At 35.0% G+C, this 17,398-nt stretch carries 9 protein-coding genes; all 9 read right to left on the reverse strand.

Annotated elements, in window-relative coordinates; genetic code table 11:
- Nucleotides 1-2 precede the first annotated feature (2 nt).
- Nucleotides 3-1,385 carry a DUF1080 domain-containing protein gene (locus tag ACGK9U_RS09520; protein ID WP_394466143.1) on the reverse strand — a complete coding sequence of 461 codons (1,383 nt, stop codon included), beginning with the start codon at nt 1,383-1,385 and terminating at the stop codon, nt 3-5.
- Between the two features lie 255 nt (nt 1,386-1,640).
- Nucleotides 1,641-2,471: a T9SS type A sorting domain-containing protein gene (locus ACGK9U_RS09525; RefSeq protein WP_394466144.1), complete on the reverse strand. Its 831-nt coding sequence runs from the start codon at nt 2,469-2,471 to the stop codon at nt 1,641-1,643.
- Nucleotides 2,472-2,691: 220 nt separating this feature from the next.
- Nucleotides 2,692-5,664, reverse strand: coding sequence for a carbohydrate-binding protein (locus tag ACGK9U_RS09530; protein WP_394466145.1), 2,973 nt, complete (start codon nt 5,662-5,664; stop codon nt 2,692-2,694).
- Between the two features lie 168 nt (nt 5,665-5,832).
- Nucleotides 5,833-7,404, reverse strand: coding sequence for a T9SS type A sorting domain-containing protein (locus tag ACGK9U_RS09535; protein WP_394466146.1), 1,572 nt, complete (start codon nt 7,402-7,404; stop codon nt 5,833-5,835).
- Nucleotides 7,405-7,425: 21 nt separating this feature from the next.
- A complete protein-coding gene (locus ACGK9U_RS09540; protein WP_394466147.1) occupies nt 7,426-8,559 on the reverse strand; it encodes a glycoside hydrolase family 105 protein in 1,134 nt (377 codons plus the stop codon).
- Between the two features lies 1 nt (nt 8,560).
- Nucleotides 8,561-10,834: a glycoside hydrolase family 3 N-terminal domain-containing protein gene (locus tag ACGK9U_RS09545; RefSeq protein ID WP_394466148.1), complete on the reverse strand. Its 2,274-nt coding sequence runs from the start codon at nt 10,832-10,834 to the stop codon at nt 8,561-8,563.
- A gap of 45 nt (nt 10,835-10,879) precedes the next feature.
- Nucleotides 10,880-12,226 (reverse strand): family 43 glycosylhydrolase, encoded by a 1,347-nt coding sequence (locus ACGK9U_RS09550; RefSeq protein ID WP_394466149.1) that lies wholly within the window; start codon nt 12,224-12,226, stop codon nt 10,880-10,882.
- A gap of 140 nt (nt 12,227-12,366) precedes the next feature.
- Nucleotides 12,367-15,894, reverse strand: a complete 3,528-nt coding sequence (locus tag ACGK9U_RS09555) for a family 78 glycoside hydrolase catalytic domain (RefSeq protein WP_394466150.1) — start codon at nt 15,892-15,894, stop codon at nt 12,367-12,369.
- A 331-nt stretch (nt 15,895-16,225) separates the two neighbouring features.
- A complete protein-coding gene (locus tag ACGK9U_RS09560) occupies nt 16,226-17,362 on the reverse strand; it encodes a DUF5627 domain-containing protein (RefSeq protein WP_394466151.1) in 1,137 nt (378 codons plus the stop codon).
- Nucleotides 17,363-17,398: the final 36 nt, after the last annotated feature.

Here is a 17,398-nt window from a genome sequence, read left to right on the forward strand (position 1 = left end):
GTTTAAAGTGATTTAATTTTAATGTTTTTGAAAGCTACGCGATCTCCATGGTCCTGTAATAAAATTTGTCCTTTTTCCAGTAAACCAAAACCTGGCCATTTTTCATATTTACTTTCAGAAACCAATTTTAAAAATGCATCACTTCCACGGTCATATTCTAAAACTTTCATTCCGTTCAACCAGTGCTCAACATGGTTATCTTTTGAAATGATGTATGCGCTATTCCACTCCCCAATGGCATTGATTGGCTTTTCTGGGTTGGCTTGAATCAAATCATAAAGAGAACAAACCGTTCTACTACCTTCATGACTGCCAAGTTTTGCATCAGGATGCAGGGCATCATCAAGAATTTGATATTCTAAACCTATGGACGATCCGAAACCTTTGTTAATATTAGTATCTACATAATATTTAATGCCACTATTTGCACCCGGTGTTAATTTAAAATCTACTTGTAATTCAAAATCACCGTATAATTCTTCCGTAACAATGTCTCCGCCTGCGGCAGATTCAGCCCCGCCTGATGAGATTACAATTAATTCACCGTCTTTAATTTCCCAACCTTGATCAGGGAATTTATCTAATTTGGCTCCTCTCCATCCTTTTGTGGTTTTACCATCCCATAACATTTTCCAACCTTCTTTCTTTTCTTGAAACGTCAGGTTATTTTTTGTTACTAAGGGTTCTAATGGCGATATTTTAGAATATTTTGATAGATTTTTAGTTAAAATCTTAGCATCTTTCCACATAACTGTTTTTCCTAACTTTTTTTTGTCATTACCTATGGAATGCACTTGCAACCCAATAAAACCGATTGAGGTTTTATCGTCTATTAAATAAGATGCTGGTACATCATTAATCCATGTTTTAATCGTATCGCCAATGGCTTCAATACGATAATGATTCCATTCATTTTGTTTAAAAGCAGCCTGTGCCTTATGGTTATTTTCTAAAGGATTTAACCATTTTCTTCTACCTTCATCATAAATACCTCCGCTCCAAGATCTTTTTGAAGGGTCAATTTCTACTTGGTAACCATGAACTCGTCCATTTTGGTAGTAGGGAAAACTGTTACTTCTAATTTGTATTCCGGAATTCATTATAGAATCAACTTTAAAATCTATCTCAAAAATAAAGTCACTATACTTTTTATTTGAAGTTAAAAAAGTATTTGGTGTGTTGGCTACGGTAGTTCCTGTAACTACGCCATCTTTTACTTTATAAATAGCTTCACCACCTAAAATAGTCCAACCTTCAGTATTATCAGAGTTAATTAAATAATCCCAAGGCGCATTGTCTTGTTCTTGGGTTAATTTACAGGATTGTAAACCACCTAATATAATTACAGTACCTAGAATTAATTTATTTAAAGCGTTCCATTTCATTTTTATATTTTTTATTTTAAACAATAATTTCTACAAAATTTTATTCTGTATATAGCAATAATATAAAAATATAATAGTTGACCTGTCCTGCTTTGTTGGGAAGCTAAAATAATTTAACAATAAAAAAAATTCAATTGTTTTGGTATTGGCAACGCTTAAACACATTTTTTAGAAAATTTGATGATTTTGATAAAAAAAAGACCATTTAACAACAATTAAATGGTCTTTTTTAAAAGTAAAAAGATTATTTTTACCTTATTGCTTGATTATTTTTTTAGTAAATCTCCCTGATTCTCCAGATAGTTCTACAATATAAAAACCACTTGAAAGCGCACTAACATCTACATTAATTGCAGACTGTCCATCAACTTTTTTTGTTAAAACTTTAGCACCAAGTAACGAATAAACAGAAACTTGTTTAACATTAGAAGTAAGCCCTTTAATAGATAATTCATTATTAACTGGGTTAGAAATAAATATTGAACTTGTATCAAAATCTTCAGTGCTTAATGCCGCTACAAGAACGAATCGAAGTGCATCAATTCCACCACCGTCAAATTGAACAGGGTCACCTGCTGCTGTTGGAATTACACCGTATCTTGAATTTGTACCCGTTGCTGATTGAAAAAACAATGCATTGTTTCCAGGACCACCAAAACCAGCCGTTCTTCTCCTTTGAAACTGGTCTTTACCCGACCAATCACCAGTACCTGTACCACTTACAGGATCTCCTGGTCTTGCAATAAGCGTTACAACTGGATAATTCGTTATATCGTCCACAGCCATGGTAAAGTTTCCTACACCAGGTATGGTTGCCCAAACTTCCATCAATCCTGGACCTGCTGGGGTTCTATGGTCTGTTATAGTCCAAACTTGTGTTGGATCTTCGCCTGGTATTTCTGCAGCCCATTCTAAAGCACCTGTACTACCATTAATGGTCATGTAAAGCTCGGGGGTCAGACCACATGTTGAAATCTTATAAGTACCGTTCTCAGTCCAAACTTCAGGACATGGTTGAGCCTGAACTTGAAGCGCAAACAAGGCTAGAAGTAAAAATACACTAATTTTTAAAGTAATTTTTTTCATAATATTAGTTTTAAATAGTTAATTACGCTAAGTTATGATTTTGAAACACTTACCCTGTCCTGTTTTGTCTGGGTCAAACCTAATAAATGTCTTTTAATTCGAGAAAATCAATATTTAATACTATTTACAATATAAAACGGGTGCTCAAGCTAACACCAAAAATTTTTAATCTTTTTTTGAGCTTTGTTGCACTCTAAATCTTGTCTGAAAATACTATCGATTATTTATAAACTAATTTTTTAATTACTCCAGAATTAGTTTTCAATAGACAGATGCCTTTTGAAAACTTAGAAATATCAACTAAAACTCCGTTTCCTTGAGCTATTTGAGTTCCTAACAAAGTGTAAACCTTCCATTCTGTAGACTTATCTAAATTAAATCTACCATCTTTACTAGGCACTGGGTAAACTTTTAATTTTTCAGTTGTTAGTGAAACATCATTAACACTTAAGGAAGCTACTTTATTTAGCGTTATATAATCGTAAGAAGGCCCATTTCCGCCTTGCGGAATCCTAAATTCTAAAACAAAAACACCTGCATTTAGATCAAATTCTATAGACTTATAATCAAGAAATACAACAGAGCCACTTTGGTCTTCCGACCTGATAATTCCTGAAGTTGTGGAGCCTCCACGGTCGTAAAATAATTCTGTTGATGATGATAAATCTTTGGGAAGTAAATACGCTGCCAAGGATTTTGAAGTTGTTGAAAACGTTCTGAAATTTACAATCATTTCGTATCGTCCAGATTCTGTTACATTAATGGTGTATCTTGTAAATTCATTGGGTTTTAAATCGCTTATTATATAATTGGTGCCTCCTACCGAAACATCTACATCATCCCCAACTTGAGTTCTATAAACACCACCAGAATTACCAACATCGGCATCGGAAAACGCGAAACCTTGTCCGCCAAAATCATAATCTTCAAGTTGAATAGTTCCAGGTACTGTATGTGGTGACCCTGAAAATGGTCGGGTTGGGTAAGTATTGCTTGTTATTGTTATAGATTTTTCAATGGTTCTATTATGAGTATCGGTTAACACTAATTTCAAGGTATAATTTCCGCTAGCAATGTTCTCTAATAATACATCGTTTTGACCACTGTATCCCCATGTAAATGGCGCAGTAGTAATACTTCTAACTAAATTATTATTTATATAAAGCGCTAAACTAGCCATATTTTCTGGAGCTAAGGTGGTTGTAGCCTGTACTTCAATATTATTCCCTGGCTCTATATTGTCTATATTTTTTGGTGTTACAAATGTGGGTGCTTCTAGTGGAGGCAGGTAGGTAATATTCAGCTTATCTAAATTAAAACCAGCATTTTGTACGTTAATTTTTAGTTCGTGAAGCCCTTTGGTTAAATAAACGATAAACTTCGTCACGCTTTGAAAATCTGTGCCACCACCCGTTTGTGGTAATGAGAAATTATCAAACAATAACACGCTGTCAATTTCTATACTCACTAATGCTCCCGAATTTTGGGCAGCATATAGAAATTCAAAATCGTGATCACCTGTATTCAATACATTGACATCGTATTTTAACCACTCGCCATTTTGGGTATCCCCAACGTAGGTGATTCCATTATCCATCCCCACATCAACACCATCTGTATCTATACCTGGACTTAGGGTGTTATCGGGTGTCGTATCAGAATAGCCAACACAGTCACCTCCTGCTTTGTAATCTTCGGCTTCAATAATACCAGGAATTAATTTAATAGACTCATCGTAATAAATGCCAGAGATTTTACTCACCGACAATGGAGGAAGTGTAATGGTACCAGTACCTTCTTTTATAATCTGTAAGGGGTTTGAAAAATAATCGATGTTGGCTACAACTCCTAAATTATCAAATACTAAAGCCTCGTGTTTAAAGCTTTTTGTATAAACCACATTATCAAATTTCAAATCGAAGGTTACGGGCTTGTCCGTTAGGTTTACTGCAATTACCTTGGTTTCGCCAAATTCATTTGTTGTGGCTCTGGCATTTATGGCATTTACAGAGCCTCTTGAAACTGTTAATTGTGAAGAAGACGTAACTGTACCATTGAGCATGGTTGCGTCTCTAAAAACATCCTGTATAATTTCGTAAGTAGATAGATAGCCTCTTTTTTGCAATGGATACACGGGCTCTTTATTACTATCCAGCACTACCATGGCATTAAGCACTCTATTAAAAATAAACCAGTTAGCCCGTTCGTATACATCTTGATTTTCGGACATAAACAAATACACATCTGCCATTCCTAAACAAGCCGCAGCGTGTACGTTGCTTCCTGCGGACACGCCCCATTCGGTTAACCAAATAGGTTTTCCTGGAGCAAAACTCCGCACCCAGTTGGCATCTTCTTCTAATTGTAATTTTGCTGTTAACAAGGAGCTATAGGCACTATCACTTTCACCCGGTACATCGGGATCTGCGCCCATATATTTATGAAGTGAAATAGCATCGAAAAAATTACCATCACCTTTAATGGTATTATTATAGGCTTCGTGGCTTCTTCTCCAACTTAATGGTATTGACAATTTAATATCTGGAAACGCTGTTTTTAAAGCACTGGAAACCTCAGATGCCGCTGCTAAATACATTTCTGGAGTTTCAGTTCTTAAAGAACGTTGCCCTAACCAAAAATGCTCATTTCCTAATTCTACGGCATTAACCTCTAAACCTAAACCAATATCTTTTTGTGCTCTGGCTACACTACTTGCTCCATCATCAAAATTGATGGAATACGTCCACATCATATCATAACCCTTACCGTTATTAATTGCTTTTCTGTCTGCATTTAATTCGGCAATTCCATCTATATCGCCTTTAATACAACACACAAAAGTTTGAAGCGCTTCTTCGTGATCTCTATTGTCATAAGCATCATCTTGATACCCATCAGTTTGCCATTTGTAAAAATTAGCCCATACGCCATGAGGAAAACGTATGGTTACTGGATTTACCAACTTCACAAAATCTTTTTGTGCTTGTGTTTTAAACCCTTGAATATTATACCCGATAAGCTTGTTATTAAAAGGCTCTTTATTAGCAGTCTGCACGTTTAATGAAGCTGTAATGGATTCGGGTAAACTAAAGGGATAGGTCTGTGCTTCGACTTTTAAAAGGAAGCTGATTATACATGCAAAAAGGAAACAATATTTAATGAATTGCTTATTTGATGGCGTAGTTTTCTTCATGATTATAGATAAATTAATATGCATTTTTCCATTTAAAAACTAAGCATCTAACTTGCTAGTTCTAATGTGCAATTAATAAAGGTATTCATAAAAAAAACAGAAGTTATCCTGTTCTGTACTGCAAACCATTTGGAATGGAAAACTGGTTTTTTATCTACACTTAAGTTTCTATCTTTTGATGATTTTTCTTGTATATATTGACGCTTCTCCGTAAAATTTAACAAAGTATAAACCACTGGTTAAGGTATTAGCGTCTATTCGTATAGATGATGCACCTTTTACGTTTTTCACTACTATAGTTTTGCCAACTATGTTAAACACTTCAATTTTATTGACTTTTTTTTCCAATCCTTCAATTATAATTTCGTCATCAATAGGGTTAGAAATGAAGACTGAATTTCTATCAAAATCTGCACTACTAAGAGGATTCGTATTTTCTAATAGCCATTTCGTGTTAGCTGTAGCTGAACTTGTGTAATTAACATCACCCGAATTATCATATGCATACCTTCCAGTAGTTGTCTGTGGCGTATGGATATCGTATGCCCCAGAACCGTTAGAAACAAACTCAAAAATTCTTGTATTGTTTGTATCTGTGGTGGGTGTTGCAGTTGTAGTAGGATAAACATTAAGCGATTCAAATCTTACTGCATCCCATCCCGTAAGCGTACAAGAAATATTATAATAACCATTAGAACCCACAGATTTTAATTCAAAAATTTGTGAATCATTATTTGGCGAAATTTCATCGGCCGTAATAATATTTGAATTTGCAGTGTCTACAGTCCAATACTTCCCCGTTACACTGTGCTTAATTTTATATTTTCCTTCTAAACCATTGGTTGGATTTCCACCATTTGAACCACTAGGAAGTGCTTCAAGGTATGTTGAAGCAACACGCATGTCATCAAAATCCGTAATCACCTCAAAATCACAGGCATTTTGATTATAAGCCCCCCACTTAGGGTACACCTCAATACCATCAAACGTTTTATGATAGGCTCTTGTATTAGCATTTGCGAGAACAGCTTGATATTGGTTAAAATCAATATTGGACAATGTTTGCTGTACACCATTAAAACAAAACTCTATATAACCTTGATATCGATTATTCACACTGTCGTACGAATCGGCTACATTTACTTTAACAACAAAACTTACCCATTGGTTTTCTGAAACTGCTTGTTTCCATAATGTGGTCCTTCTTTGGGTTATTGACCCAGGTCTATTCCAATTAGGTTCAGCTGGACCAAAAGCATGGAGACTTAAAAACGTCCCATCGTATTCCATATTAAATGGATAGTTCTGTTTATTATTATTGATATCACCACCATCGTCAGTCTTCCATTGAAACACAGCAATATCATTGGCTAGATTAGGCGTTGCATTGATGCGCCAGCGCCATCCGTAATAGTAGGTGCTACCATTCTGTGGAACAAAACTATTTACATCTCCTGTAGTTCTCGCTAATTCTGCACGTTTTCTGGATGCTGGCTTCGTAACACGCCAAAATTTACCAAACTCAGCATCAACAGGAGTGGCAACAAAAGGCACATTATTTGGGTCATCAACACAATCAGTTCCAGTGGGGTTACTATTACCGTCAGGATCTAATCGTCTAAAATTATCATTAACAGATAAATTAGGATCTCCATGCCATAGCACTTGGGCATTTACCTCATAGCCAAAAAATAATAATGATAAAATAAGCACGAATTTCTTAGCTATATTTATTCTCATAATTTATCTATTTATCAATTTTTATTGCATTTTTAAAATCTCGCTACCTGCCATTAAAAAGGCACCAGTACCAAAATTTTGATAGCTATCATAAGATGCAGGTTCAGGAAATGCACCAATGTTTTGCACCCAACCTACACGACCATCTTTATGTTGACATTTAACTAAACCGTTCCAAGCCTTTTTTACCGCAGGAATGTGTTTTTTATCTAACAAGCCATTGTTAATGCCCCATGCCAACGCGTAGGTATGAAAGGCACTACCACTTACTTCCCCATGGTTATAGGTTTCAGGACACAATAAACTAGTTCTCCATACGCCATCTTTGGGTTGTATTGATATAATTTTCTCTGCCATTTCTTTATACAGGTTTTCATAAAAAGGACGATGTTCGTAATCTTTTGGCATATCTTCTAAAATTAAAGCTAAACCGGCAATTACCCACCCATTACCACGCGACCAAAATATTTTTTTTCCGTTAGGCTCTTTTTGGTCTTTATCTGAACCTGTCCATACAAATCGCATGTCGCGTGCAAATAATTGCTCCTCTTTATCATATAATTGATTATAGGTCTGCATATAAAACTTATGCATCTCGTCTAAATATTTTGGCTGTTTGGTATGCTTCGCATAAAGGTTAAGCACTGGAGGCGCCATAAATAAGGCATCGCACCACCACCACAAAATAGTTCTGCCATATTCACTTTTATCTGTTCCTTTTTTCCACTCATCGTCATCAAATAAATGGGCATCTAAGAATTTTTTTGTTGGCTCTAAATCCACAAAATTTCGTCTACCGTCATTTATATCGATGTACAAATAACTATAAGAAATAGCAACGTCATCGGCATGATGCAACCTACTATACGTCTGCCAATTATTCCAGTAAGCCTGATTTTTAAGCGCTGCCATGTACATTTGGTCTTTGGTGGCCTGATGCGCTTTCGCAACACCTGTGTAATAAGCTCCAGCTGTCCAATCGGTAGGTGCAATCGCAAAAATTGGATGCGCTTCCTGCCATTCTAATGCTTTAATCATGGAAGCCTTTATAAAATTTTTGTCGAGTGTATTGGTTTGGGCTGAAACTTTACACCCCAATAATAAATTTACAGCTGCAAAAAATGTAATAAATTTAACTACTGATACTTTAACCATTTTAATTTGTTTTAAGTTTAAACGATGTTTTTAAATATTCTTGTGAAGACGTTCCAACCATTACGGTATAATCTCCCGCTTCCAATACTTTTTCCATTTTAAGTCCTGTAAATTCTAACATTTTAGGATGTATCTTGAATTTCACAACTTTGGATTCACCTGGGTTCAATTCGATTTTTTCAAACGCTTTCAATTCTTTATCAGGTCGCGTAACCGAGCCAATTTCATCTTTAATATACATCTGAACGACTTCTTTGGCTTTTACATTACTGGTGTTTTTTACTTCTACCGTTACTTCAATTTCAGAATTAGGTGTCATGTCATTGCTTGATAATTTCAAATTAGAATACTTAAACTTAGCATAGCTTAACCCAAAACCGAAGGGATACAACGGACCATCTTTTAAAAACAAATACCCTTTTTTGTAATTTATTTCTTTCATTGAATAATGAAAAGGAATCTGTCCAATAGTTCTTGGCACGGTTACAGGTAATTTCCCTGACGGTGAAGCATCTCCAAAAATAATTCTAGCAGTTGATTCATCCCCAAATTCACTTAAATCCCAAGTATCCAGAATAGCATCTCCTTGTTCAGAAAACACATTAATAGATAAAGTTCTACGGTGTTTTAATACTACAATAACAGGTTTTCCTGTAGCTTTCAGTTTTTCAACCAATTCGTCTTGCGCTCCTACTGGGTCTATACTTGCTCTATCACCAAGTGCACTATTAAAGAAAGCTTCTTTTGCGGTATACTCATCGCCTCCAACAAATACTATAGAAAGATCTGCATTTTTAGCCATGTCAACCATTTTTTCTATGGCAACAGGATCTCTTTCTAATAAATTAGGGGCTCCACCTTTTCCATCGGTTAAATCAAACCCTTTTTCGGCGATAAATGAAACATTAGAGCTTGCTGCAGTTTCGAACATTTTTTTTGTTGAAGGCTTTACTAAAGGGCCTAAAAGTGCGATTTTTGTTGGCTTATTTTTATCGAGCGGTAATATATTATTCTCGTTTTTTAATAAAATGATGGATTCTAAATCTGATTCCTTCGCCAAATCTAAAGACGATTTAGCACGAACCCCTTTTTCAACTTCAGAAATCTTAATATATGGATTATCGAAAAGCCCAAGAATAAACTTCGTTCTTAAAACACGTCTTACCGACCTATCGATTAGTTTTTCAATTTCAGGGTTTTTCTTTACCATTTCAGGTAAGTATGCATAAGAATCTTCAGCGTATAAATCGATATCAATTCCAGCTTCTAAGCCCATTAAAGCTGCTGCTTCTGGTGTTTCTGCCACTTTCATAAAATAATACAACCGTGCTATGTCGTTTGAATCGGAAACTACATAACCATCAAAACCCCATTGATCTCTTAATACGCCTGTCAATAATTCTGGATTTCCATGACTTGCAATACCGTTTAAATCGCCATGTGACGCCATAACCCCTAGTGTTTTTGCGTCTTTAACTGCAGCTTCAAAAGGCGGATAAATTTCATCAATTAAAGTACGTTCAGAAATTTCGATGGCTGCGAAATTGGAGCCTCCTAAAACTTGCCCATAACCAGCAAAATGTTTAGCCACAGCTCCAATATGCGTGCCTTTGCCTAATCCTTCATAGTTTCCTTGCACGCCTTTTATGGCATTTGTCACCATTTGAGTTGTTAAATACGTATCTTCTCCAAAGGCTTCAGACATTCTGCCGAAACGTGGGTCGCGAACTAAATCGGCTTCAGGAGAATGGCACATATGCATCCCGCGTAAACGCGCTTCTTTTCCAACAACATCCCAAATTTTATAAACTAAATCTGGATTAAACGACGCTGCAGAATTTATAGGTCTTCCAAACTTGGTGCAACCTTCGGCATCCACGCCATTGTAAGATTCAGTAACAAATAACCCTGGAATTCCCCAGCGATTATTTTCAATAATATATTTTTGAAGCGCATTATTGAATTTTGCAGCTGCAACGGCGTCCATATGTTCACCTGGGTTTTTAATACCTGCTGTTCCTAATTTTAATTTTTCAACGACTTTATCAGATAGTTTTAAATTCCCTTTGATATCAGCCTCCACACCAATATTGGCATGAAAAATTCGCATTTGGGCTACTTTTTCTTCTAAAGACAATAACGGCAATAAGGCCTCAACGCGCTCATCAACAGATAAGGACGCATCTTTATATTTTACATAAGACTTTTTTGATTGACAATTGACTTGAAAAAACAAACTCAAAAAGACTAAAGGCAACAAAACTATTTTATTCATTTCTAATTATATTTTAATTTCTATTGTTTACTATATTAATAATCACTATTGTATTGAAAAAGAATCAATTAATAGCACACTATCACCTTTTTGCTTAATAACAAAACAGAGATTTTTTTTATCCTTAATTGATTTTAATTCCATAGTTATTTCACTAAAATCACCTTGAGATACATTCAATCGTATCTTCTTTTCAGTAATTAAGTCCCCTTGGGCATCATTGTTCCTTAATTGAACTGTAAATTCACCTCCAGCAGGCGCCTTTAGTGTCATTTTAAGTAACGATTTATTTTCCAATCCAGCTACATTAGGAAAATGTAATGCACTTGTTTTTTTACTAGTTTCTACAACAAAGCCATTACCCAATTCTTTCTTTACTAATCCGTCTGACTTAAAATAATCTTCAGCTTCAATTTTTGGCTCATTAGCATTATAGTTTCCAACACCAATACCATCAACCCGAATTGTTGCCATTTCTCCATTTTCTTTATAATGAACGTAACTTATAAAGGTGTCTCTAAAATAGCGATTGCCTGTTTGACTGATGTCGCAATAGGCATAATACCATTGGTTGTACCATTGAAAAAAAGAACCATGACGTCCTTGTAAAAACCCATTTGGCCACGTTGGACTGTCGTAGCCTTTTGCAAAACTTTCTTTTTGAATAATTGAATTTTTGTAATCGTATGGGCCATATACATTATCGGACATGGCATAAAAACAACCCCAAGACAAATAATACTTACCATTATATTTGTGTACAAACGGTTTGTCATCTGTTGGTTTTTCTATGTTTTTTCCATCCAGATTATAGGGACCTCTCGGATTGTTTATAATAATCTTTTTTGGTGTTTCGGCAAGACTTATCATATCATCATTCAACTTGGCTATGTAATAATCCCATACCCCAAATATGATATAATGTTCGCCATTGTCTTCAAAAACCGCCATGTCGTATTCATCGGTTGGGGTTAAATCTGAAGTTAACAACGGTTTTTTTAATGGGGCTGACCAAGGTCCTACAGGTGAATTACCTACAACCACTCCGGTTTGCTGGTTTCCTTCTGAAAAATACCAGTAATATTTACCGTTTTTTTCTGCAACATCGGTTGCCCAACACCTTGTAAATGGCTTCCCTATATAAGTGTTTTCTGGGTTTAACCTACTACGCTCAGTCCAATTAACTAAATCTGGCGAAGACCAAATCCACCAATCTTCCATGATAAATTCTTTATTATCAATGGATTTATCGTGGGACGCATACACATAAGCTGTATCATTAAAAATATGAACATGTGGGTCGTTTAAACCTTTATTAGGTACAATAGGATTTTGAGCTGCCAAAACATTCACAGCTATAAAGAACACTACATTCAATATTCTAATATTCAATATTTTTAATTTACTAACCATTAACTAACATATTTATATCTAATTTCTCTTAAACTAGAGTTTAGTGTTCTGCTCAAACTTATTTCGTTTTTAAACCAAACAATTTGATCGATGGTCAGATATTTTGAATGTCCAGAAATTTAAAACGAGTTTATTTTTAATTCAATAATATGTTTACCCGGAACTAATCTGATAGAATCAAATGCAGATGGGACTTTTTCTCCATTATGGATTAAATCTTTTCCATCAAGTCCATTCAAAGAAAACTCAGCGACCATATTTCCAGGAATTTCAATTTCATAGGTTTGCAATCTTGCACCGTTGAATGTGTATTTTCCTTTTATACTGCCCCTAACTGTTGGAACTTCAATGGAACTCGATTTAAGTTTTCCCATTTGTGGTTTAATGGTTGCCACTCCAAACCCTGGTGTTTTTGGTTTAATACCCCACAAGCCTCTTGGAATAACATTTGCAGGTACTGCTCCCCATGCATGATTCCAATCTAGGTTATTCTTATATTTATTATCCCATGCCTCAAGCGTGATGGTTGAACCAATACGAATCATGTTATACCAACTTCTGTCGGAAGTACTTGTCAATAACTCTAACGCATAATCTGCTTCACCTGCATTATACAAGCCATCCATTAAAAATTGAGAACCGTAGACACTACAAGCCATTCCTCTAGATTTCACAAACTCTAAAACTGATTTATAATGTTCTTCAGGTACCAAACCAAATGCTAATGGCATCATATTGGCATGTAAAGAGGCATGGTCTGTACCAATACCATCTATATAAATACCGCGTTCTTTATCAAACATTTGTTCGTTAACAGCTTTCTTTACCTTAGCTGCTCTTAACTCAAAATCCAGGACCTCTTGTGTTTTCCCTAATAATTTGGCAAATTCTGCCATAATTTTCATGTTCTCATAAAAGAAGGCATTAATAACAGTACTGTAAGGTTTAAATACAAAACCATCCAACTCACCTTTGGTATCGCTTCCGTTGAAATTGGCTGGAGGCCAATCTACAATATCCGTTAATGGTTTTTTATAACCATCTGGAAAACCAAGCTTATACATAAAGTCTTTATCAACTTTAGTAGAAGTAATTAAACCATCTTCATTGGAAAGTTCATAAAGCGTTTTATGCTTTAAGGCTTCGTAATAGCGTTCTATAAGCTCCGTATTACCCGTATACATATAATCGGCATGAATTAATAATGCCACATGCTGTTGCCATTCGGTTGGCCATGTTGGATTTTTCATGAAATACTCGATAGTTCGTCTTGCAATGGCATACTCTCTATCGGTGGTATAATGGCTTAATTGGTTTAAATATGCATCTGCTTCATAAGGAATGCGCTCCCTGTCTCCATCTACATATAGTCCATTAAAAGTTGTTGCTTTGATAGAGTATTTACATAAATCCCAAACTTGGTTTAAAATTTGGTTATTGCTTTCAAAATTGCTAGCTTTTTCATCCCAATAGGTATGAAATGCCAGTTGCTCCACATTTTCTAATGACAATGATTCTTGAGCGCCTTCAATTTCGGCATATCTAAAAGGAACAAGCGGTGGAAACCCTTTTGGCAATGGAATTGCCTGATTTGGTCTTGTATTCCTTTCATCTGTTTTTACAGGTATTCTATATAGTGTTTGCCCAGGTATCACATTTACTTTTAGTTCTTGATAGCGAATGTTACTTTTGGCAGGTGGCGTTCTGTTTACATTTCCTTTATCATCCAACATTTCACCCACTCTTACAGTTATGATATGCGGTGTTTTGGCTTTATAAGTAAATTCCATAGTAGCAAAAGCAGCCTTTCCAAAATCTATAAAATAAACATCCTCTCTCTTTTCAAATTTTGAAGGTTTTATTTTATCGATAATAAATTTATTTTCGGTTGAAATGATGTAACTATCGCTTTGTCCTATGGTGAATTTTTGCGCTTCAGAATAATCAACCAAACGGTTTTCTTCATCCCAAATTCTTACTTTCCAGAAATATGATTTTCCTACTTGAAGCGGTTTACCATTATAAGCAACGTCTGTGGATTTTAATGATCTTACTTGTCCGCTATCCCAAACATCGCCATTGTTCGCATCGATGCTAGCTTTATTTGATGCTACTAAAATTTGATATGCAGATTGGAATTTAGATCCTAGAGGTACTGTCCATCCAAATTCTGGTTTTAAGTCGAAAATCTTAACATCACTGTCTGGTTCTCTTATCAGTTCAACGGTTAAATCTTTTGGAGCCGCACGAAATTCATTACTGTTCTTTTTAATTAATTCTTCAAGCTTTGAACGCAAATTATTGGCTACTTCTTTGTATTTTTTATTTCCTATGAGGTTTTTAATTTCCTTAGGATCTTTTTCCAAATCATAAAGTTCTTCAATGGTTTTATCGTTTATGTATCTAAAATATTTCCATTTTTTTGTACGCACGCCTTCACTTGGAGGTATATTATCAAAATCCCACAGGTGTTCTATTAAAATGGTATCTCTGCCAATGGTTTTGGTTTCTTGATTTACCACTGGCAACAAGCTTTTCCCTTGCCAAGTTTTTGGAGCTTTAATTCCTGCTAAATCTGCAATGGTATATGGCACATCAATATTTAATGCCATGTCATAAATATCTTGATGTTTGTTTACTCTAGGATCAAAAACTATTAGGGGCACTCTTATTGAGTTGTCGTACATAAGCCATTTACCAGCCAACTGACGTTCTCCTAAAAAATAACCATTATCTCCCATTAAAATGATAACGGTATTTTTGTCTACACCTTTTTCCTTTAATTTTTCACGTATTTTTTTGATTTCTAAATCTATTCCAGAAATCATTCGGTAATACCCTTTTAAACTGTGTTGGTACTTTTCTGGTGTATCATAACGCCACGTCCAACGCAACCTGTTAAACCCATCTCTTACAGCTTTGGGCTGTGCCAGAAAATATTTTTCATCGGCCAATTCTGGTCCTGGAATGGTTGTATCATCCAGTAACTTATCAGTTTCTGCTTGCCAAAAATATTGCTCAGGAGCACCATCATGTGCATGGGGTGCACTAAAACTTAGAGATAAACAAAAAGGTTTATTGTTGGCTGCATTTTTATCAATAAAATCGATGGCCTGCTGACCCGTATATCTGGTTAAGTGAACCGTATCATTACCAATGGTTTTATAGTAATACCCTCTTCTATCTTTAAAACTATTATTTCTATCGTATTCGTCATATGCATCAAATTGCTTCTCTAAATCATCATAACGCACACCATATTTACCATAAAACCCAGTATAATACCCATTGTTTTTTAACAACAAAGGATAGGAATTGGCCATATATTCTTCTCGAACGTTTCCCGTTTGAAAATTGAAATTATGTGCACGTTCATGCAACCCTGTTAAAATACTAGCCCTACTTGCAGCACAAATTGGCGTTGTTGCTATGGCTGTATGAAAGTAAGTTCCAGACTTTGCCAAATTATCCATTTCTGGGGTTTCAACAAATTTGTTTCCAGCATAACCGATAGCATCAAAACGCTGATCGTCTGTTAGGATAAAAATTATGTTTGGCTTTTCTTGGTTGCTTTTTTGCTGTGCAATAGCAAAATTCAAACCGTATATAACACTTAATAGGACTAATAAAAAACTGTTTTTGCGCATAATAATTACAAAAAATTATAGATTTAAATGATATTGTTTCTTAAAAAGATTAACGTTAAATATAAAACTTAAGACTTTATATCCTGTCCTGTTCTGTACTGAGAATAATAAAATACAATTCTTTTATAGCAGGTACACTTTTCAATACAATATCAATAATTACCAAACAAACTTTAGGTTAAATATTTATGGTAATAGTAGGGCAATGAGTTGTTCAAAAAAACAAATCATCTTTTGGGAAAATTATTATTAAAATAATAGCGGGCATAAATCCCGCTATTATATTCTGGATTATACCATTTATTTTAAGTATTTGTGATAACAAACAACATTACAATCCTTTTAATTGTACTGTAAATTCTTCGAATTTTACATTTCTATCTCTAATTACTAAAGTGTCTTTAACCGTATGCATCAAATCAACTGTTGTTCTAGAACGTACTTGACCGAATACCAACTCCTCAACAACTTCAACGTCTTGGTATTGGTAATCTAAATAAATTACGTCACGTTTTTCTCCACCCCATTGATCACCATCTTTAACAAATTTTCCTGATCCCGTTATAACAACATTGCTATTGGCATCGGCATTAGTTATTGTAATTTCTTCGTTATTGTTGAATGTCAATTCTAAAGACACCGTACTATTACTGGGAATACCCCCTCTTCTAACTAGATTCGTACTTATTGCTTTATTTCTTCCTGCAGTTGATACTGGAGTTAATTCATCTCTTTCAACAAATTCTGCTTTATAAATTGTAGAGGTATTAATATTGGTTGTTTCTGTATTTCCTGTTGCAACTGTAAACTTTTGAGAAGTTCCTACAACCTTATCTTCACCACGTCTTAGATAAATCCCTTGGTATTTATTCATATACTTAATACCGAAAAGTGTATAATCTTTGGGTTGGGTTTTCCAATGATCTGAATATATTTTAATAGGGTTGTCTACCAATGACACACCTGTTAGTAAAGAATCCAATTCTTCATAATCCGTAATTTTTAGAGGAATCACATAGTGCACCTCATTATCTCCAGCAAACGAAAGCGGGTCATCAAAAAACGCATCGGTAAGCTGTACCGGTATACGCCCTTTAATAGAACCAGTAGGAATAGTTACCGGACTCGATTGTTCTATCGTGTAATATGCAGAAGGCAATATCTGTACATTTACCGAATCTACACCTAATAACGTAGCGTCTATCAATTCTGGAGCCAGTTCAAAATATACCAGTCTATTTTTCTTGTTTTCATAAACTCCGGACATGGTAACACCGATTTCGAAACGACCGTTATTGTCATTATCATTAAACCCTAAATCATATTCACCTAATATTAAAGTTCTAATAGGCATTTGAAATGGGAAATACACTGAAGTTGAGCCAAAATCGTCAAATTCTATGTCCTGGTTTTCGCATCCCATGAAACCAAGGACAACAGCGAATATTATTATTATTTTTAATTTCATATCTAATGTTTTTTAATTCTTATATAATACAAATTA

It is taken from the genome of Mariniflexile sp. HNIBRBA6329, from assembly GCF_043558645.1.
In the GTDB taxonomy this organism is placed as follows: domain Bacteria; phylum Bacteroidota; class Bacteroidia; order Flavobacteriales; family Flavobacteriaceae; genus Mariniflexile.